This is a genomic window from Actinoplanes sp. CA-030573 (assembly GCF_050951115.1).
Classification (GTDB): domain Bacteria; phylum Actinomycetota; class Actinomycetes; order Mycobacteriales; family Micromonosporaceae; genus Actinoplanes.
Genome location: NZ_CP192038.1, coordinates 2,725,706 through 2,743,696, shown reverse-complemented (window position 1 = coordinate 2,743,696; position 17,991 = coordinate 2,725,706). Strand labels below are relative to the sequence as shown.

Genomic DNA, 17,991 nt, shown 5'->3' with positions numbered 1-17,991 from the left:
CCCCGCTTTGACCACGATCCAGCGCAAGGAATCCAACCCGATCGCCCACCTCACGCCCGAGGACATCGAGCAGATCGGGATCGAGCTCGACGCCATCCGGGACGAGGTGATGGCGAGCCGCGGGGAGCGGGACGCCGCGTACATCCGGCGGGTGATCGGCTGGCAGCGGGGGCTCGAGCTCGGCAGCCGCGGGGTGCTGCTGTTCTCCCTCTTCCCGCCGGCCTGGCTGCTCGGCACCGCCGGGCTGTCGATCGCCAAGATCCTCGAGAACATGGAGATCGGCCACAACATCCTGCACGGCCAGTGGGACTGGATGCGGGACCCGAAGATCCACTCGACCAGGTGGGAGTGGGACCACGCCACCCCCGCCGAGCAGTGGAAACGCTCGCACAACGAGCTGCACCACAAGTACACCAACGTGCTCGGCCGCGACAACGACCTCGGTTACGGCATCATGCGCGTCGACGAGGGCCAGCCGTGGCATCCCATGCACCTCGGCCAGCCGCTGTGGAACTTCATCAACGCATGCTTCTTCGAGTACGGCATCGCCGCGTACGACCTCGAGCTGGGTGAGAATCTGGCCAGCAAGGAGCGCCGCCGGGACCCGAAGTTCCGCGCCGCCCTGAAGCAGGTCCGCCGCAAGATCACCAAGCAGGTGCTGAAGGACTACGTCGTGCACCCGGCGCTGTCCGGCCCGTCGTTCCTGCACACCGTCGCGGCCAACGCCACGGCCAACCTGATCCGCAACCTGTGGAGCCACTCGGTCATCATGTGCGGCCACTTCCCGAACGGCGTCGAGACCTTCGAGAAGACCTCCATCGAGGGCGAGACCCGCGGCGAGTGGTACCTGCGGCAGATGCTCGGCTCGGCCAACATCAGCGGCAGCCCGGCCGTGCACCTGATGACCGGCAACCTCTCCCACCAGATCGAGCACCACCTGTTCCCCGACATGCCCAGCAACCGCTACCGCGAGATCGCCCCCAAGATCCAAGATCTCTTCCGCCGGTACGGGTTGAGCTACACCAGTGGTCCGCTGCCCAAGCAGGTGGCGTCCGCCTGGTTCAAGGTCTTCCGCCTGTCGCTGCCCAACCGCCGCGAGGAGCCCGCACACCAGCCTGCACCGGCGGCCTCGTCCCCTGTCTCCACCTCGCCCCTCGTCTCCACCTCGGCCCCCGTCGCCACCTCGGCCGCCGTCTCCGCCCCGGCCGCCGTCTCCGCCTCGGCCGCCGTCTCCGCGCCGGCCCGCGCCTCCGCCCGGGCCCGCGCCGGCCGCTGGCGCCGCGCGAAGGCACCCGCGGTCGCCGCGGCAGCCGCGGCCGTGGCCGTGGCGGCCACCGCCGCCGTCGTGGCCGCCGTCGAGAGCTGATCGCTCAGGGCACGAGCACGACCTTGCCGACGTTGCGGCGCTCGCTCAGCCGGCGGTGCGCCGCCGCCGCCTCGCCGAAGGGAAAGACGCCGTCGATGCGCGGCCGGATCGCGCCCGAGCTCCACAGTCCCAGCAGGGCGATCAGCTCCTCGCGCAACAGGTCGGAGCGGCTCCACAGGTGACCGAGGTTGACGCCGCTGACCGTCTGGTTGCGGCCCATCATCGAGAACGGCGTCAGCACCGGCATTCCGGTGAACTGCGCGGCCACCCGGCGAAGGCTGCGCCGCTCGCCCCCGCTGAGGTTGGCGAAGCCGTAGGCGACGAGCTGGCCCACCGGCCGCAGCAGCCGGAGGCCGCGTTTCCAGTCGCGCCCGCCGAGCGGATCGAGGACGAGATCGACGCCCTCCCCCGCGGTCAGCTCGCGCACCCGCGCCGCGTAGTCCTCGGTGCGGTAGTCGATCGGGTGGGTGCACCCTTCTTCGCGCAGCACCGCATGCTTGGCCGCCGACGCCGTACCGAACGTGACGACCCCCGGCACCGTGCGGCACAGCTGCAGCACCGCGAGCCCGACCCCACCGGCGGCCATGTGCACCAGGACCCGCGCGCCCGGCCGCAGGTTCGCCACCCGAAACAGCATGTGGTACGCCGTGAGGTAGTTGACCGGCAGCGCGGCCCCGGTAACGAAGTCGAGGTCGTCGGGCATCGGGAGCACCCGCTCGACCGGAGCGCAGACCGCCTCGGCGTGCCCACCGAACCGCACCAGGGCAACCACCCGCTGCCCGACCGTCAGCCCTTCGGCCCCGGCCCCGACAGCGTCGACGACGCCGGCCACCTCGTAGCCCACGACGCAGGGCGGCTTCGGCGCGTCCGGGTACAGCCCCTGGCGAGCCATGACCTCCGCGAAGTTCAGCCCCGCGGCGCGAACGGCGATCCGCACCTCGCCCGGCCCCGGCTCCGGTGCGGCGCTCTCGCGTACCGCAAGAACCTCGGGCCCCCCAGGCTTGGTGATCCAGACCGCGCGCATGGGGATCAGTATCGCGCCCTTCACGCTGTGGGCAACCGCGGAAAATTGTCGTAGCAGGGCCGTAATCTCTCCCCCACCCAGTTACGGGGTGGGGGAGAGATTACGGCCGGTCACACTGGATCAGAAGCCGAATCAGGGCAGGTCGATCGGGCGCAGCACCCGGTCGATGCCGTGGGCGATCTGCCGGTTGCCCTTGTTGATGTCGAAGCGGTTGACCCGCGGGTCGCGGTCGCTGGTGTCGGCGTCGATCAGGCGCACGCGCTTCCAGCAGTAGCCGTAGACGTCGACCTTGATGGACGAGCCCGCCGCCGTCTTCAGCGACGCGCCGTCGGCCTTGAGGGCCGCGGCCTTGGTGATCGTGGCGCCCGGCACGACGTGGTAGAGCAGCACCGACTCGACGGTGTCGATGCCGAGGCCGGCCACCGCCGTGAACGCCGCCTTCTCGCTCGGCAGCTTCTTGCTGTGCTGGATGTCGGCGACCAGCCGCTCGAAGGCGCGGTCGTTCGGGATGAACGCGGTCAGCGCGGTCTTGCCGTCGGTGAGCACGCCGACCGGGCTGGACGGCTTGGCCTTCAGCACGGCCAGGACGGCCGCGGTCAGGATGTCGTAGTCGCCGCCGTTGCGGTCGAAGCCGCTCTTGTCGGCGGTCAGCACCGCGGCGAGCGACTTGGTTCCGAGCGGCTTCGTCTTTCCGTGCGCCTGGGCCGGCGCCGCGGCGAGGGCGGAGGCGACGAGCGCGGCGGTCGCGACGGCGGCGGCGCGCCGGCCGAGTCGGATGAACCTCATCTTCGTGCGTCCTTTCCGGTACGGGACGGTGACGTCGTCGCCACCACCCCGTCCTTCGCCCGGATCGCCGCCGTTGGATGCAGCTATTTCGTCAAAGTTCCGCGGAGCAGGCTGTGCCCCGAGTGGGCGGCGTCGCCGTCGTGCGGTTCGTCGCTGACGTCGACCAGGCGGTACCGGTTCATGTCGACGCCCGGCGGCACCGGCAGCAGCGCCTCCGGCCGGTCGGTCAGGTTGCCGAGCGACACCATCTTCGTCAGGTCGTCCGGGTCGATCAGCCACACCTCGTGGAAGCCGGTCGTCAGCGGCAGGTTCCGCACGTCGATGCGCATCTCGCCGTCGGACAGCACCCGGACCGTCCCGGCCGCCGACGGGGGCACCTCCGGCAGCGGCGCGAGGACCGCCCGCGCCGTCACGCGCTCGGGCGGCGGCCGCCGGAGGAACCGGTCGACCGCGAGCGTGCCCGTCACCGCCAGCACCGCGGCCACCGCCGCGGCGAGCACGGGAACGAGCCAGCCGCGGCGAGAGCGACGACGCGACCGGCCCGGCGCCCCGGCGGCCGCGACCGAGGCGGGCGCGACCGAGGCGGGCACGGAGGAGGCGGGCAAGGAGGAGGCGGCCGCGGAGGGGACCGCAGGCGGGGCCGCCGGCTCGGTGGGCCGGGACACGCCGTACTGGATGCGGCGCCAGATTCGCTCGGGCGGCGGCGGCAGGTCGCGCAGATCCTGCGTCTCCGCGCCGACGACGGCGACCGTGCGCAGCGCGTCGATCTCCTGGCGGCACGGTGCGCAGCCGGCCAGGTGGCCGGCCTCGGCGAGATCCTCGGCCTGCTCAAAAAGCGCGAGAAGAACCAGCCGGTCGGGATCCAGATGTGGCACCGTCCACCTCCCATCGACGTCGCAGGTTCGCCAGTCCGCGCCGGATGTGGCTCTTGACCGTACCGAGCGGCAGCCCGGTGACCGCCGCGATCTGGGCATGGGTCAGGTCGTCGAAGAACGCCAACTCCAGCGTGCGGCGCTGCTCCGAGGGCAGCCGGCCGAGCTCGTCGGCGATCACCAGCCGGTCGACGATCCGGTCCGGGCGCTCCCACTCCCCGGGCGGGGCGGCCTGCGCGCGTACCGTCTCGGCCACCCGGTCGTCGCGCGCCGCCGAGCGCAACCGGTCGACGGCCTTGCGCCGGGCGATGCCGAGCAGCCAGCTCAGCATCGTGCCGCGCCCCGGGTCGAAGGTGTCCCGCCCGGACCAGGCCGCCACGAAGGTCACCTGGGTGACGTCCTCCGCGTCGGCGCGGTTGCCCAGCATGCGCTGCGCCAGGTAGAGGACCGCGGAGCCGTGCTGGTCGTACGCGATCCGGAGCGCCTTCTCGTCGCCGCCGCGCAGGCGCTCGGCGAGCTCGTCGTCGAAGCTCATCAACCCCCCTCCCGCGCACCTCTTTTCGTTCCTTCGCCCGGCGGCCCGCCGACGGATGCGGTGCGGACGAAAAGAGGGGGCCACCGGACGGTGGCCCCCGCGATGAAGGAGGGAGTTACCCGGCCGGCAGCGCCGGCAGCGTGCGCTCGATGAAGCCGGGGGCCGCCGCCGACCTGCGCAGGCTCGTGCCGGTGCCGGAGACCTGCGTCCGCTCGTAGACCCGGGTGGCGTCGTTGGCGTTGCGGAAGGCGATCAGCCAGGTCTGCCCGCTCGAGTTGGTGAACGGGATGGCCGCCGGGTCGGTGGCCGCCGGGTCGGAGGTGTCCGGGTTGAGGCGCTGCCAGGCGCCCCACGTGCCGGAGCCCTGAGCGGTCTCGAAGACGAGGTGGATCTCGCCGTCGGCGCCGCGGGCGACCACGGCGATCCGGCCCAGCACCGGGTCGAGGACGGCCGCCGGCGGACCGGCCGCCACGAAGTCGCCGACCGCGTCCCAGACGCCGGGGAACGCGCCGGCGGCGTTCTGCCGCTGGGTCACGATCTGCCCGTCGGCGGTGCGGGCGAAGATCCGCAGGCTCGGGCCCGGGACCGTGACGATCGACGGCGTGCCGGTGAAGCCGCTGCCGCCGAGGCTGGTCCAGGCCGAGAGCGCGCCGGCCCGGTACGTCGCGGTCCGCAGCGTGCCGGCCGCGTCCGCGACCACGAGCAGCGCCGACTGGTCGGAGGTGGCCAGCACGTACGGGTCGCCGGTGTTCCCGGTGCCGCCGCCGGTGAGCGGGCGCCACGGGAGCAGGTCACCGGCGGTGCCGTCCTGCGACCGGTACCACAGCTGGCCGTTGGCGTCCACGGCGAAGGCCGCCAGCGTACCGTCGGAAAGCTTGACCAGAGCCGGAGCGGACCGCATCGCGCCACCCAGCGAGATGCCCGCCTGCCAGGTCGTGCTCGGCGACGCCGCGCGGGTGAACGACCAGATGTCGCCGTTCGCGTTGTGGACCAGGGCCTGCAGGTTGCCCTGCCCGTTCGCCACCACCGCGGGCTTGCCGGTGAAGGCCTGATCGGTGTTCAGCGTGGTCCACTGGGCCGAGCTGAAGACATCCGGATTCGACTGGTACGCGTGACGCAGCCGCCCGATGTTGTCGGCGTGCAGGTATTCGACCGGCCCGACGGCGGCCGTCCCGGCCGGACCCTGCACCACGGCGCTCGGGCTGTACTGGGCGACCGGCGTGGCGGTCGACGCCGGCACGTGCCGGTCGGTGAGGCGGCACGTGTCGGTGAAGGCGCCCGCGTTGGCGAAGGTCTGCCAGCCGTTGTCGATGTCGCGGGCCAGCACCGGCCACGAGTTCGTGTCCTCCCGGTACCGGTAGGTGATCAGGTCGCCGTCGGCCTGGATGCCGGTCAGGGTGTCCCCGCCGGTCGAGAAGATGCCCTTGGTGAAGCCGTTCCAGCCGGTCCCGACGCGCGCGCCGACCGTCAGCCAGCGCTGGCTCACCGGCTCGAACCGGTAGCGGTAGAGCTCGCCGGCCGGCGTGCGGGCGAAGAGCACCCCGGGCCCGGCGGCGACGATCAGGTCGTACCGGTCCCAGCCGGTGTCGATCACCCGGGCGTTGACGGTGAACTGCCGGGTCGTCTCGTCGTACCGGTACCAGCGGAGCTTGCCGTTGCCGTCGACCAGGTAGAAGTCGCCGATCTCGTCGACGGTGATCTTGTTGCGGTAGGAGGCCGTCGCGTACTGGGTAAAGCTCGTGCTGATCTGCAGCTTCTGGCTGCCGTTCACGGTGTCCCAGCCGGAGCCGTTGTACCGGTAGCGCCAGAGCCCGGTCGAGTTGATGCCGTAGACCCGGCCGTCCGGCCCGCCGAGCACCCGGCCGTACGTGTTCCAGCCGGACCCGATGGACACCCGGGTGCCCAGCTTGCTGCTGGTCGTCCCGGGCGACGTGAACGGGTATTTCCACAGCTTCCCGCCGGTCTCGGCGGCGAGCAGGGTCGCGCCGCCGGTGCACTGGAACGTGTCGGCCGCCTGGGCCGGCCCGCCGACGGCGAGCAGCAAGGGGGTCGCCGTCAGGGCGGCCGCCAGCCCGACGGCGGCGCGCCGCCACCGGGCCACGTACGAGTTCATCGAAGGGTGTCCTTTCGCATGGGCGACGGATGACCCGGGCAGGAGGTATCCGGCGAGCCCAGGCCCCGAATCGAGCGCATGCGAGATCCCCGTGTCATGCCAGTCCTCCCCCGTGTCGCTGGCAAGCACCACGAGGCTAGACGGTCGGCCGCATTATCGATAGGTCCAAATGACGCGACCTCCGCCATGCCGGTCAGCGAACCCGGACCGGGCAGCGGACGCGGACCGGCGTCGATCTGACCTACCATGAGGCCGCACTCGAAAATCGGCACCACGGTGTATCAGGCGGGCCCGGCCGGCGCTCTATCCGGTGTGACAGGGCCCAGGCCGGCCGACCGGCACCGCCATTCGAGGAGTCGTGATGATCAAAATCCTGGTCCCGGCGTCCCGCGGCGAGCCGGACGGATACGCGGACCACCCGGAGCCCGGCGCGCTGAGCCGCTTCACACTGCCGCTCATCCCGGAGGCGCTCCTCGAGCGCCACGGGGCGCGGGTGCTCCGGCCGTCGGAGGCGGCCGTACTGCCGGAGCAGCCGCGGCTGAGCCCGACCGTGTACCGCTACGGGGTCCTGCTCATCCCCGGCAACCTGATCAGCCCGGACTCGGCCGGCACGCTCAACCGGCTCCTCGAGGACCTCGGGGTACGCCTCGAGCCACCGCCGCCGCTGGGCGACGAGTCGGGCCGGCTGGAGTCGTTCGCCGAGCTGCCCCGGGCGGTCGAGATCGTCCCCGCCGGCCCGTTCCTCGCCCGGGCCGTCGACGCGTGGACCGTCCTGCAGCGTCTGCGGGCCGGCGTCGTCGAGACCGCGCGGGCGGCCGAGGAGGCCGACGACAACGACCGCGACGAGCTGCGGGAACGGGCCGAGCTGGTGCGCAAGGTGGTCGGCGCGACGACGCTGGACCACCTGCTCGTGGGGTCGGCCGTGGACGGTGGCGGCAGCGCCGGCCTGGTCGGCGCGAACACGGCCAGCAACGGCAGCCCGGACCTGAGCGACCTGCTCGGCCGGCCGGCCGCCGGCACGAGCGGCCGGATCCCGGTCACGGTGGCGCTGAACGACCTCGACCACCCGCCGAAGGGCGATGAGGCCACCCGGCGGCCCGTCGTGGCGGTGCTCGACAGTGGAATCGCGTTCGACCCCGAGCATCCGTGGCTCCAGCCGCTCGACCAGCGGGCGGGCGCGATCGACCCGAACGCGGCAGTCATCGTCGACCCCTCGCTTCAGCAGCGCCTCACCGACGAGGCCCGGCGCGGAGGCGGCGTCGACGGCGTGCCCCGGTTGCCGATCGGCGACTTCCGGGATCTTCCACCGATCGCCGAACCGCTGCTCGGCGACCTGTCGACCCATGCCGGCCACGGCACGTTCATCGCCGGCCTGATCCGTCAGCTGGCCCCGGGCGCGCAGATCTACGCCGTACGCGTGATGCACCCGGACGGGTTCGCGCACGAGGCCGATCTCACCTTCGCCCTGACCAGCATCGTCGCCGAGGTCGAGCAGGGCACCCTGCCGGTGGACGTCGTGTCGCTGTCGCTCGGGTACTTCCACGAGACCGACGCCGAACGCCAGGTCACGGCCAACCTGGAGCCGTTGCTGCGACGGCTGACGGCGGCCGGGGTCATCGTGGTCATGGCCGCCGGCAACTTCTCCACCAGCCGCGAGTTCTACCCGGCCGCGCTGACCACGGTCCTCGACGACCCGTCGGCCGCGCCCGCGATCAGCGTGGGGGCGCTGAACCCGAACACGTCGACGGCCCGATTCAGCGACGAGGCGCCCTGGGTCACCTGCTACGCCTCCGGGGCCGCCGTCATCAGCAGCTACCCGGCGTTCCAGGGCGCGCTGGAACCGCCCACCGGCGCCGGCTCCCGGCAGTCCTTCGACCCCGACGACTTCACCAGCATGTTCGCGGTCTGGAGCGGCACCTCGTTCGCGGCCCCGGTGATCGCCGGCTGTCTCGCCGCGAACCTCCATCCCGACGCCGGTCAGCGGGACGGCGACCCCGCGGCACGAGCGGAGCGCGCGCGTCAGGCGTGGACGGCGGTCCGGACGGACCCGCGTTACACGGTCGGCCGGGAGGACGACGACCGATGATGACCACCGCCGGTTCACCGCAGAAGGCCGAGCGCAACTCCCGGCTCTTCCGGGACGTGCTGGCCGGCGACCGGGACGCCCTCGACGAGCTGATCGTGCAGTGCACGCCGATGCTGTGGCGCGTCGCCCGCTCGACCGGTCTCGACGCGGCCAGCTGCGCCGACGTCGTCCAGCAGACCTGGCTCACGCTGCTGGGCCACCTCGATCGGGTACGGGCGCCGGAGGCCCTGATCGCCTGGCTGGTCACGGTCACCCGGCGGGAAGCCGTCCACCTCGCCACCGCCCAGAGCCGCACCCGGCCCGCCGCCACCGAGACGTTCGAGCCCCTCACCGACGACAGCCCGCCGGTCGAGCACGCCCTTCTCGCCGACGAGCGGCAACGGGTCCTCTGGCGGGCGGTCAACCAGCTGCCGCCCCGCTGTGTGCAGCTCATCCAGGTCATCGCGTTCCACGATCGCGCCGACTACGCGGCGATCGCCGCCGCTCTCGGCATGCCCAAGGGCAGCATCGGCCCCACCCGCGGGCGCTGCCTGGCCAAGCTGCGGGCGCTGCTGTCGGGCCAACCAGACTGGAGTCAGCCATGAACGGGTCATCGCCCTCCGCCGTGCCGGACGCCGGCGGCGCCATCGACGAGACCGATGTCGCGGTCCTGGACGAGGTCGCCGAGCTGTATTCGCTGCTCGATCCCGTGCCCGACGATCTGGTCGAGCGGATCCGGTTCGCGGTCGCGCTCGAGGAGATCGACTTCGAGACGATGCGGCTGGTCGAGGAGACGGCACTGCAGGCGGGCGTACGGGGTGAGGACCGCAGCCGCATCTTCACCTTCGCCGCGCCGCTGATCACCCTCATGATCAGGGTCGTCGGCGTGGCCGACGACACCGTCCGGATGGACGGCTGGCTGGCGCCGCCCGCGGCCCATCGGATCATGGTCCGGGTCGGGACGAGCCGGCTGAACCGCACCGCCGACGAGGAGGGACGGTTCGTCGTCGAGCGGATGCCGGCCGGGCTGGCGCAGCTGTTCGTGGGCATCGCCGACCATGCGCCGGGACCGGGAAACCTGTTCGCCACCCCGGCGGTGGAGTTGTAGGAATACAGGGGTGGGCGTCCCCGGCCTCGACGCGGATCCGTCCGCACGCGAGACGACCGCCCGGGGCCTGCACGCGCGCGGCGTGGCGGCGACCTCGGACGGCCGCCCGTCCGACGGCGCCCGCCATCTGCGGGCCGGGCTCGCGCTGCTCGGCCGGCCCGCTCCCCCGGCCGGCACACCCCCGGCCGGCGCCCTCCCGGCCGGCGCCTCCCCGGCCGGCGTTCCCCCGGCCGACTCCGTCTCCCATCCGGCGCTGGTCGCCCGCCTGCTGATCAGCCTGGCCTACGCCGAGGCCGAGCTCGGGCACACGCGGTACGGCTTCGAGCTGCTCGACCACGCGGCCGGGCTGGTCGACCCGGCCGACGAGGGTGTCCTGCTCCAGCAGCGGGCGCTGATGCTCTACCGCACCGGCCGCTACACCGAGAGCATGCCCTACTTCGACCGGGCCATCCCGCTGCTGGGCGCCGAGCGGCACGTCGCGGTGCTGTGCTCGACGCTGCTCAACCGGGCCTCGGTGCACCTGCACTCGGGCCGCGTGCGGGCCGCCCGCGACGACCTCAACCGGTGCCGGCACCTGGCCCGCCAGCACGACCTCGGCATGCTCGCGGCCAAGGCCACCCACAACCGGGCCTACTGTGACCTGCTCGCCGGGCACCTGCCGAGCGCGCTGGCCGCCTTCGGCGAGGCCGAGACGCTGTATCTGCGGCACGCGCCCGGTTTCCTGCCCGTGCTGCGTGCCGCCCAGGCCCGCGCGCTGCTCGCCGCCGGGCTCTTCTACGAGGCCGGCCGCGCCCTCGACGAGGTGATCACCGCCGCCCGCCGCCAGCGCCTCACCCAGGAGCAGGCCGAGGCCGAGCTGCTGCGCGCGCAGGCCGCGCTGCACGCCGGCGACCACGTCGCCGCCAGCGGCTGGGCGAGCCGGGCCAAGCGGCGGTTCCGGCGACGCTCCAACCTGGCCTGGGCCGAGCTGGCGGCGCTGACCCAGCTACGGGCCGACCTGCCGCACGCCCTCCGGCCGGCCATGCTCGCCGCCCGCGCGCTCCGGGTCGCGGGCGGCCTGCGCGCCGTCGAGCTGCTGCCCGACGCCGAGATGGCCGACCTGGTCGGCGTGCGGGCGCTGATCGCGGGCGGCCACGCCGACCGGGCCCACGAGCTCGAGGCGAGCATCCGCCGGCTGCCGCCGCCGGTGCCGATCGAGCTGTCGCTGATGCGCCGCCTGGCCCGCGCCGAGCTGGCCCGGGCCCGGGGCCGGCGGCGGCTGGTGCTGGCCGAGGTCCGCGCCGGGCTGTCCGGTCTGCAGCAGCACCGCAGCCGGCTCGGCAGCGTCGACCTGCAGGCCGGCGTGACCGCGCTCGGCCGGGAGCTGGCAACGGCCGGGCTCGAGGCCGCCTTCGGGGACGGCTCGCCCCGCACGATCTTCGCCTGGTCGGAACGGTCCCGGGCCCAGGCCTTCCAGATCCCGCCGGTGCACCCGCCGGCCGACCCCGAGACCGCCGACGCCCTGGCCGAGCTGCGGCAGCTGCGCTACACGATGCGCGACCCGGCGATCGATCGCCCGGCGGCGGCCGCCGCCCGGGCCCGCTGCGCGGAGCTGGAACGTCTGATCCGGGAACGGACGTGGCGGGTCGGCGGTCCCGGCCAGAGCGCCCCGGTGGCGGCCCTGCCCGCCGTGCTGGCCCGGCTGGCGGCCACCGACCGGGCCATGGCCAGCTTCCTGGTGCACCGCGGCCGGGTCACCGCGTTGCTGGTCGACCGCCGCGACGTCCGCCTGGTCCCGCTCGGCGACTACGCGGTCGTCCGGGAGGCCGCCGCCCGGCTGGTGGCCGACCTCGACGTGCTCGCCGCCGGCGGTCTGCCGAAGGCGATCGAGGAGGTCATCCGGGCATCGCTGCGCCGCAACGTCGCCATCGTGAGCGAGCAGGTCGTGCTCCCGCTGGTCCGCGTCCTCGGCGACCGCGAGCTGGTGGTGGTGCCCACGATGGAGCTGTCGTCCATCCCGTGGGGCCTGCTGCCCCCGCTGCGCGGCCGGCCGGTGACGGTCGCGGCGTCCGCCTCGGCCTGGCTCGGCACCTCCCGCCCGGCCGCGGCGAAGGCCGATGCGGCACCGGGCGATCCGGCACCGGGCGATCCGGCACCGGGCAATCCGGCACCGGGCAATCCGGCTCCGGGCAATCCGCCGCTCCTGGTCGCCGGGCCCGGGCTGCAGCACGCCGAGATCGAGATCGAGGAGACCGCGCGCGCCCATCACGGCAGCCGCACGCTGTCGGGCGCCGACGCCACGGTCGCGGCCACCCTCCGCGCGCTGGACGGCGCGCCGATCGCCCACCTGGCCGCGCACGGCCACCACGAGCGGGAGAACGTGCTGTTCTCCTGTCTCGACCTGGTCGACGGCCCGCTGATGGCCTACGACATCGAGCAGCTGACCGCGGCGCCGCGCCAGGTCACGCTCTCCGCCTGCGACGTCGGCCGGGCGGTGGTGCGGCCGGGCGACGAGATCCTCGGCTTCACCGCGGCGCTGCTCTACGCCGGCGCGGAGAGTGTCGTCTCCAGCGTCGCCCAGGTGAGTCACCCGGGCGCGGTGGCGGTCATGACCCACTACCACCAGGCGGTCGCGGCCGGCGTCGCGCCGGCCCGGGCGCTGGCCGAGGCGTCGAACGCCGACCCGCTCGCGCCGTTCGTGTGCTTCGGCGCGGGATAGCCGCGGCCGGCCCTACGACCGGGAGCTGACCCGGATGAACTCGTCGATCAGCCGCTCCTGCTGGTCGGCGGAGGCGTCGGACAGGGTCAGCGTCGCCTCGCCGATGGTGAGCTCGACCGCGCGCGGCCGGTTGCCCCGCCCGAGCCAGGCACGGGCGCTCTCGACCAGTTGCAGCAGCGCCTGCGCCGAACCCTGGATCGACACCAGCAGCACACCGAGCGAGCCCGGATCGAAGCCCCGGGCCCCGACCGCGGTGTCGTCCCGCCGGACCAGCCGCGCGTCGTCGACGCCCCGCACCACGAGATCGGCCTGCAGCTCCTCGGCCAGCTCGCGCAGCCGTCGCGAGTCGGCGCCGCGCTCATCGACTCTCATGATGACCTCGGTCGTCATGCTGATCTCCGCCGTCGCCGGAAGCTCCGCACCAGGCTAACAGCGCGCGGACGGCGACCGGCGTTGCTGCGTAACCGATTTGACAGTCCATGCCGATCAGCCGGCCTCGGCCGCGGGCGGGCAGCAGGGCGTCGGGGCGCCGCCGGCGAGACCGAACCGGGGATCGCCGGGCCGCAGCTCGCCCCGGCCGTCGATGTAGAGCCGGCCGGCCGGATCCCGCTCGATCAGGTCGCTGCGCCGCCAGTTCTCGATGCGGCCCAGCCACTCGCTGTGGTCGAGCGTGGCGATCAGGACGGTCAGGCGGCATTTGATGGTCGCCCGGTGCTGCCCGGCCAGGATGACGTGCACGGCGCCGGCCAGCCGGTCCAGCTCGCGGTCGCCCACCTGGCCGCCGCAGTCCGAGCGCCGGGTCAGCTCGACCAGGTCGCTGGCAGTCCGGATGCTCAGCTCCCGCAACGCCGAGCGCAGCCCCGGACCGCCGGTCTCGTCGGTGTTGAGGTACATCGCCAGGATCGCCTGGTCGACCCAGTCCACCAGGCGCGCGGCCGGGATCCGGGTCTTGAAGAACAGGTCGAGCAGATCGTGGTGGGCCAGCGCCTCGACCGAGGTGATGCCCTCCTCCCAGAGCCGGGTGCGCTCGTAGAGGTCGATGCCCTCGAGCTCGGTGAGCTGCTGCTGGCGGTCCTGGTTGAGGACCCGGCCGAGCTTGGGCACGGCCTTCTCCCAGAGCAGGTGCAGCACCCGGTCGGGCACGAAGCCGGCCGCGAACGCGAGCAGGTACAGCGGCTTGGAGTTCGTGCTGGCGCCGGTCGTGCCGTCGATGAGCCAGGCGAGGACGACGACGACCAGCACCCGTACGGCAATCGTGGTGTAGGTCTTGGGCCGCAGGTCCGCCCGCACGTAACCCTGCCAGACCAGCTGCAGCGCGAAGAAGTAGGCGCCCAGGAAGGCGAAGGTGATCATGGACTGGTCCGGGTCGAGCAGCGCCACGAAGGACAGCGCCGGCCCGACGTCGATGTGGTCGCCGGCCTTGAGCAGGATCAGCACCCAGCCGAAGGCCAGGACCAGGGTGGCCAGGATGATCGGCGACCGGCGCCCGCGGGTGAGCCGTCCCCGGCCGTCGCCGAGACCGCCGTACGCCTCCTCCAATTGCTTGCCGTACTTGGCGTAGACGTCGTAGGTGGTGGCCACCGCCGGGTCGAGCCGGAAGACGTTCTGGATCCACCGGTCGCGCAGGGTGCCGAGCCGCTCGGCGTCGAACTGGAAGTACATCAGGGCCGGCAGCAGCGTGGCGACGGCGATGAAGGTGAGCTGCATGAAGCGGCCGATGAGCACCAGCGGCTGCGTCATGTCGATGTGGAAGCCGTCCGGCCAGACCGAGATCACGTTGTTCAGGTCGGTGGCGAAGTAGAGCACGATGGTCGGCATCAGGATGCCGACCACGACGACCATCGCCATCGTGGCGTTGTACCAGGTCCGCCGGCGCGCCTGACGGCCCGCGCGGCGGCGGGACGGGCGCAGCACCAGCAGCAGGAAGCACAACCCCACGCCGATGCCGAGGACGGCGCCGATGCGCAGCCACCACCAGGTCGGGAGCGGCCAGAACGAGGCGGCCCAGAGGAAGGCGAGAACGAGCGTGACGCGGACCGAGGTGGACAGCAGCCCGTCGCCGGCCGGGCCGGCCCGGTGCTGACCGACCTCGACCTGGCGGCGGTCCTCGAGCCGGCGCAGATCGGGGAACGCCTCCCGCGGATCGCCGGTCCGCCAGGTCCGCTCCTCGAGCGGGGCGAGCGTGAAGACCCGCCCCTGATGCTCGAGCCAGATCGGCCGCGGCGTCCGGTTGCACACCCACCACGAGGGCGGCTTGCGGGCAACGGCCGGCTTCGCGGCGGCGGCGGCCGGCTTGACCGCCGCCGGCTCGTGGTAGCCGTTCGTCGGCTTGCTCTCCCAGATGATCGACATGACGTCCCCGTCCCCGTCCCGTTGTTCGGCCTACGAGGGGAAGAGGACGGGAGCCGCGCGCTGATACCGGGCGCCGCCATCTGTCGCATACTTAGCAGCTGGACTTGTAGGCGGCCTTTCCGCCCTCGCCGCTCAGGTTCTCCTTCGTGATGGCGGTGAAGCCGGTCTGGATCTTCTGCTGGACCTGGCCGCCGTCGAGGGCGGCCACGGCCTCGTCGACGCCGTACTGGCCGATGTCGCCGGGCTGCTGGGCGATCAGGGCCTGCACCGTGCCCTCCTGGAGGGCCTTGATCTGGTTCGGGCCGGCGTCGAAGCCCACGATCTTGACGGTGCTGGTCTTGCCCGCCTGCCGTACGCCGGTCGCCGTGCCCTCGGCCGCGAAGAGGTTGGCGGCGAAGACGCCCTTGAGATCGGGGTCGCGCTGCAGCGCCGAGCTGATCAGGTTGGCGGCCGTCGCCGGGTCGTTGTGCGAGTACTGCACCGGCAGGTACTGGAACTTCGGGTCGGCCTTGGCCGCGTCCTCGAAGCCCTTGATGCGCAGGTCCACCGTGGAGACGCCGGGGTCGGTCGACATCACCATGACCTTGCCGCCGTCGGGGTTGAGCCGCTTGATGGCCTCGAAGGCGGCCTTCCCGCCGCCGACGTTGTCCGACGCGATGGCGCTGGCCGCGTAGGACGGATCCTTGGTGGTGGTGTCGACGAGGATCACCTTGATGCCGGCCGCGGCCGCCGCCTGCAACGGCGTCTGCATGGCGGTGACGTCGGTCGGCGCGATCAGGATCGCGTCCGGCTTGGCCGCCACCACCGAGTCCAGGATCGGCTTCTGCAGGGTCGGGTCGAACTTCTGCGGGCCCTGAGTCTTGACCGTGACGCCGAGCCTGGCCGCCTCGGCCTCGATGCCGCACTGCATGGTGATGTAGAACTCGTCGCCGGTGACGCCCTGGATGAACTGCAGGTTGTAGTTCTTCTTCGCCTTCTCCGGCACCACGGCGGCGGACGCGGCGGCGGCGCTCGGGTTGCCCGCGGCGGTGTTGGCGGCGCTGCCCGTCGGCTTGGAGCTCGTGCAGGCGGCCAGCGCGACCACGAGCGCGGCGCCGGCGGCGTACGGGATGAGTCGGTTGTGCCTCATGCTTCACCTCGTCGTCTTGAGCAGGGACAGGAACGAGGAACGGGAACTGCCGCGCAGGGCGGCCGCGCGGCGTGACTGGTCGACGTAGACGGCGGCCACCAGGACCGAGCCGACGGCGACGCCCTGCCAGAAGGCCTCGACCCCGATGATCACGAAGCCGGCCTGCAGGACGGCGGGGATGAACAGGCCGACCACGGTGCCGAAGATGGAGCCCTCCCCGCCGAAGATCGAGGTGCCGCCGATGACGACGGCGGCGATGACGTTGAGGTTGGTCAGCGACTGACCGGCGATCGTGGTGGTGCCGAACTGGGCCAGGGCGAGGACCGCTCCGAGGCCCGCGCAGGCGCCCGACAACGCGTACACCCGGATGAGGTGCCGGTCGACGCCGATGCCGACCCGCCGCGCGGCGAGCTCGTTCGAGCCGACGGCGTAGGTGTAGCGCCCGAACCGCGTCTTGTGCAGCACGATGCCGCCCACGGTCACCACCACCAGGGCGACGAACGGAAGAGCGGGAATTCCCAGGATCTTGATGTACGTGTTGAAGTCCGTCAGCGCCTCGGGGACCGACCGGATGTCGATGCCGCCGGTGATCACCTGGGCCAGCCCGAGCGCGACCGACAGCGCGCCGAGCGTCACGATCAGCGGCGGGATCCGGGCCTTGGCGATGAGGAAGCCGTTGAGCGTGCCCCAGGCGATGCCCGAGGCCAGGGCGCCGGCGATCCCGACCGCCGCGGTCGACCAGCCGTCGCCGCCGATCGCCTCCATGATCTTCGCGGCCACCACCGAGGAGAAGACCAGGACCGAGCCGATCGACAGGTCGATGCCGGCCGTGACGATGACGAACGTCATGCCGACCCCGAGCACCGCCCAGACCGCGATGTTCTGCGAGATGAGCGAGAAGTTGCTGGTGGACAGGAACTTGGTGCCGGCCGCCGCGGAGAACGCGGCGACGATGACGACCAGGACGCCGAGGATCCACACCGACTGCAGGCGGCCGAGGCGGCGCAGGGCGGACTCCCCGGCCGGGTTGTCGAGGACGGCCTGGTCGCTCATGACCCGTTGCCCGGGCGGTCGAGGGCGCCGGTCATGGCGCCGACCAGTTGCTCGACGGTCGTGCCGGCGGCGGGCATGGTGGCGACCCGGGTGCCCAGGCGCATCACCTGGATGCGGTCGGCGACCTCGAGGACCTGCGGCATCGAGTGCGAGATGAGCACCACGGCGATGCCCTTGTCCCGTACCCGCTTGATGGTGTCCAGCACGTTGCGGGTCTGCACGACGCCGAGGGCCGCGGTCGGCTCGTCCAGAAACACGATCTTGTCGGCCCAGCTGATCGCCCGCACGATCGCGATCTGCTGCCGCTGGCCGCCGGACATCGACCCGACCGGCGAGCTCAGCGCGGTGACGGTGCCGCCGAGCTCGGCGAAGCCGGCCTCGGCCCGGGCCCGCATCCGCTTCTCGTCCATGAAGCCGAGCCGGCCGAGCAGCCCCCGGCGCGGGAGCTCACGGCCGAGGAACATGTTCTGCACCGGGTTGAGGTGCGGCGCCAGGGCGAGGTCCTGGTAGACGACCTCCATGCCCATCGCCGACGCCTGGTGCGGGTTGGTGATGGTGACCCGCTCGCCGGCGAACCACAGCTCCCCGGCGTCGAGGGCGAGGTTGCCGGTGAGCGCCTTGACCATTGTCGACTTCCCGGCGCCGTTGTCACCGATCAGCGCGACGACCTCCCCGGCGCCGACGTCGAACGAGGCGTCGTTCAGGGCGCGGACGTGTCCGAAGCTTCGCGAGAGGCCGCGCGCCTCGAGCAGGGGAGTCATCCGGAGTCACCTCCGAGTCGAACATAAGCCATCTCATCGAAAAAGATCCATAGGTACAGGCTGCTGTACCAGCGGTGGGCAGCAGGCGGGATGGTTCGCGGGCCGCTCCTGACCAAGGCTGAACATCGA

Annotated in this window: 14 protein-coding genes and 1 pseudogene; 5 read left to right on the top strand and 10 right to left on the bottom strand. The window is 72.6% G+C overall.

All coding sequences use genetic code 11. From position 1 onward, the window contains the following. Window positions 1-7 precede the first annotated feature (7 nt). Window positions 8-1,126: pseudogene (locus ACQP2F_RS12695) on the top strand (fatty acid desaturase family protein); the annotation flags it as partial. Between the two features lie 244 nt (window positions 1,127-1,370). On the opposite strand, the gene ACQP2F_RS12690 reads toward ACQP2F_RS12695, so the two are convergent. From ACQP2F_RS12690 to ACQP2F_RS12670, 5 genes are all read right to left on the bottom strand, one after another. Further along, window positions 1,371-2,390 (bottom strand): synaptic vesicle VAT-1 family membrane protein, encoded by a 1,020-nt coding sequence (locus tag ACQP2F_RS12690; RefSeq protein ID WP_433303681.1) that lies wholly within the window; start codon window positions 2,388-2,390, stop codon window positions 1,371-1,373. A gap of 132 nt (window positions 2,391-2,522) precedes the next feature. Further along, window positions 2,523-3,176 carry a fasciclin domain-containing protein gene (locus ACQP2F_RS12685; protein ID WP_433303679.1) on the bottom strand — a complete coding sequence of 218 codons (654 nt, stop codon included), beginning with the start codon at window positions 3,174-3,176 and terminating at the stop codon, window positions 2,523-2,525. An 83-nt stretch (window positions 3,177-3,259) separates the two neighbouring features. Further along, the gene (locus ACQP2F_RS12680) at window positions 3,260-4,051 is read right to left on the bottom strand and encodes an anti-sigma factor (protein ID WP_433303678.1); all 792 of its coding nucleotides are present in this window, start codon (window positions 4,049-4,051) and stop codon (window positions 3,260-3,262) included. Then, on the bottom strand, window positions 4,005-4,583 hold the full coding sequence (locus ACQP2F_RS12675; RefSeq protein WP_433303676.1) for an RNA polymerase sigma factor: 579 nt from the start codon (window positions 4,581-4,583) through the stop codon (window positions 4,005-4,007). The genes ACQP2F_RS12680 and ACQP2F_RS12675 overlap by 47 nt, the downstream gene beginning before the upstream one ends. Window positions 4,584-4,698: 115 nt before the next feature. Next, window positions 4,699-6,696, bottom strand: coding sequence for a tachylectin-related carbohydrate-binding protein (locus ACQP2F_RS12670; RefSeq protein ID WP_433303674.1), 1,998 nt, complete (start codon window positions 6,694-6,696; stop codon window positions 4,699-4,701). Between the two features lie 361 nt (window positions 6,697-7,057). Between ACQP2F_RS12670 and ACQP2F_RS12665 the strand changes: the two genes are divergently transcribed. From ACQP2F_RS12665 to ACQP2F_RS12650, 4 genes are read left to right on the top strand one after another with little or no spacing between them, the layout of a single operon-like run. Then, window positions 7,058-8,782, top strand: a complete 1,725-nt coding sequence (locus ACQP2F_RS12665) for a S8 family peptidase (protein WP_433303672.1) — start codon at window positions 7,058-7,060, stop codon at window positions 8,780-8,782. Next, the gene (locus ACQP2F_RS12660; RefSeq protein ID WP_433303670.1) at window positions 8,779-9,366 is read left to right on the top strand and encodes an RNA polymerase sigma factor; all 588 of its coding nucleotides are present in this window, start codon (window positions 8,779-8,781) and stop codon (window positions 9,364-9,366) included. Before ACQP2F_RS12665 ends, ACQP2F_RS12660 begins: the two co-directional genes overlap by 4 nt. Next, complete coding sequence (locus tag ACQP2F_RS12655) at window positions 9,363-9,869, top strand: hypothetical protein (RefSeq protein WP_433303668.1); 507 nt, start codon at window positions 9,363-9,365, stop codon at window positions 9,867-9,869. Before ACQP2F_RS12660 ends, ACQP2F_RS12655 begins: the two co-directional genes overlap by 4 nt. A 10-nt stretch (window positions 9,870-9,879) precedes the next feature. Next, the gene (locus ACQP2F_RS12650) at window positions 9,880-12,567 is read left to right on the top strand and encodes a CHAT domain-containing protein (RefSeq protein WP_433303667.1); all 2,688 of its coding nucleotides are present in this window, start codon (window positions 9,880-9,882) and stop codon (window positions 12,565-12,567) included. A 12-nt stretch (window positions 12,568-12,579) separates the two neighbouring features. Here the strand turns inward: ACQP2F_RS12650 and ACQP2F_RS12645 are convergent, their stop codons facing one another. From ACQP2F_RS12645 to ACQP2F_RS12625, 5 genes are all read right to left on the bottom strand, one after another. Further along, entirely contained in the window at window positions 12,580-12,957 is a 378-nt protein-coding gene (locus ACQP2F_RS12645; RefSeq protein ID WP_433303665.1) for a hypothetical protein, read from the bottom strand. 96 nt (window positions 12,958-13,053) lie between these two features. Next, the gene (locus ACQP2F_RS12640; protein WP_433303664.1) at window positions 13,054-14,919 is read right to left on the bottom strand and encodes a hypothetical protein; all 1,866 of its coding nucleotides are present in this window, start codon (window positions 14,917-14,919) and stop codon (window positions 13,054-13,056) included. A 91-nt stretch (window positions 14,920-15,010) separates the two neighbouring features. Then, complete coding sequence (locus ACQP2F_RS12635; RefSeq protein WP_433303662.1) at window positions 15,011-16,048, bottom strand: ABC transporter substrate-binding protein; 1,038 nt, start codon at window positions 16,046-16,048, stop codon at window positions 15,011-15,013. A 3-nt stretch (window positions 16,049-16,051) separates the two neighbouring features. Beyond that, entirely contained in the window at window positions 16,052-17,101 is a 1,050-nt protein-coding gene (locus ACQP2F_RS12630) for an ABC transporter permease (RefSeq protein WP_433303660.1), read from the bottom strand. Continuing rightward, window positions 17,098-17,862 carry an ATP-binding cassette domain-containing protein gene (locus ACQP2F_RS12625; RefSeq protein ID WP_433303658.1) on the bottom strand — a complete coding sequence of 255 codons (765 nt, stop codon included), beginning with the start codon at window positions 17,860-17,862 and terminating at the stop codon, window positions 17,098-17,100. Before ACQP2F_RS12625 ends, ACQP2F_RS12630 begins: the two co-directional genes overlap by 4 nt. Window positions 17,863-17,991 lie beyond the last annotated feature (129 nt).

Coding starts and splice junctions, on each gene's coding strand:
- ACQP2F_RS12690 (WP_433303681.1), bottom strand. CDS start 2,390: ATGCGCGCGGTCTGGATCACCAAGCCTGGGGGGCCCGAGGTTCTTGCG.
- ACQP2F_RS12685 (WP_433303679.1), bottom strand. CDS start 3,176: ATGAGGTTCATCCGACTCGGCCGGCGCGCCGCCGCCGTCGCGACCGCC.
- ACQP2F_RS12675 (WP_433303676.1), bottom strand. CDS start 4,583: ATGAGCTTCGACGACGAGCTCGCCGAGCGCCTGCGCGGCGGCGACGAG.
- ACQP2F_RS12670 (WP_433303674.1), bottom strand. CDS start 6,696: ATGAACTCGTACGTGGCCCGGTGGCGGCGCGCCGCCGTCGGGCTGGCG.
- ACQP2F_RS12665 (WP_433303672.1), top strand. CDS start 7,058: ATGATCAAAATCCTGGTCCCGGCGTCCCGCGGCGAGCCGGACGGATAC.
- ACQP2F_RS12660 (WP_433303670.1), top strand. CDS start 8,779: ATGATGACCACCGCCGGTTCACCGCAGAAGGCCGAGCGCAACTCCCGG.
- ACQP2F_RS12655 (WP_433303668.1), top strand. CDS start 9,363: ATGAACGGGTCATCGCCCTCCGCCGTGCCGGACGCCGGCGGCGCCATC.
- ACQP2F_RS12645 (WP_433303665.1), bottom strand. CDS start 12,957: ATGACGACCGAGGTCATCATGAGAGTCGATGAGCGCGGCGCCGACTCG.
- ACQP2F_RS12640 (WP_433303664.1), bottom strand. CDS start 14,919: ATGTCGATCATCTGGGAGAGCAAGCCGACGAACGGCTACCACGAGCCG.
- ACQP2F_RS12635 (WP_433303662.1), bottom strand. CDS start 16,048: ATGAGGCACAACCGACTCATCCCGTACGCCGCCGGCGCCGCGCTCGTG.
- ACQP2F_RS12630 (WP_433303660.1), bottom strand. CDS start 17,101: ATGAGCGACCAGGCCGTCCTCGACAACCCGGCCGGGGAGTCCGCCCTG.
- ACQP2F_RS12625 (WP_433303658.1), bottom strand. CDS start 17,862: ATGACTCCCCTGCTCGAGGCGCGCGGCCTCTCGCGAAGCTTCGGACAC.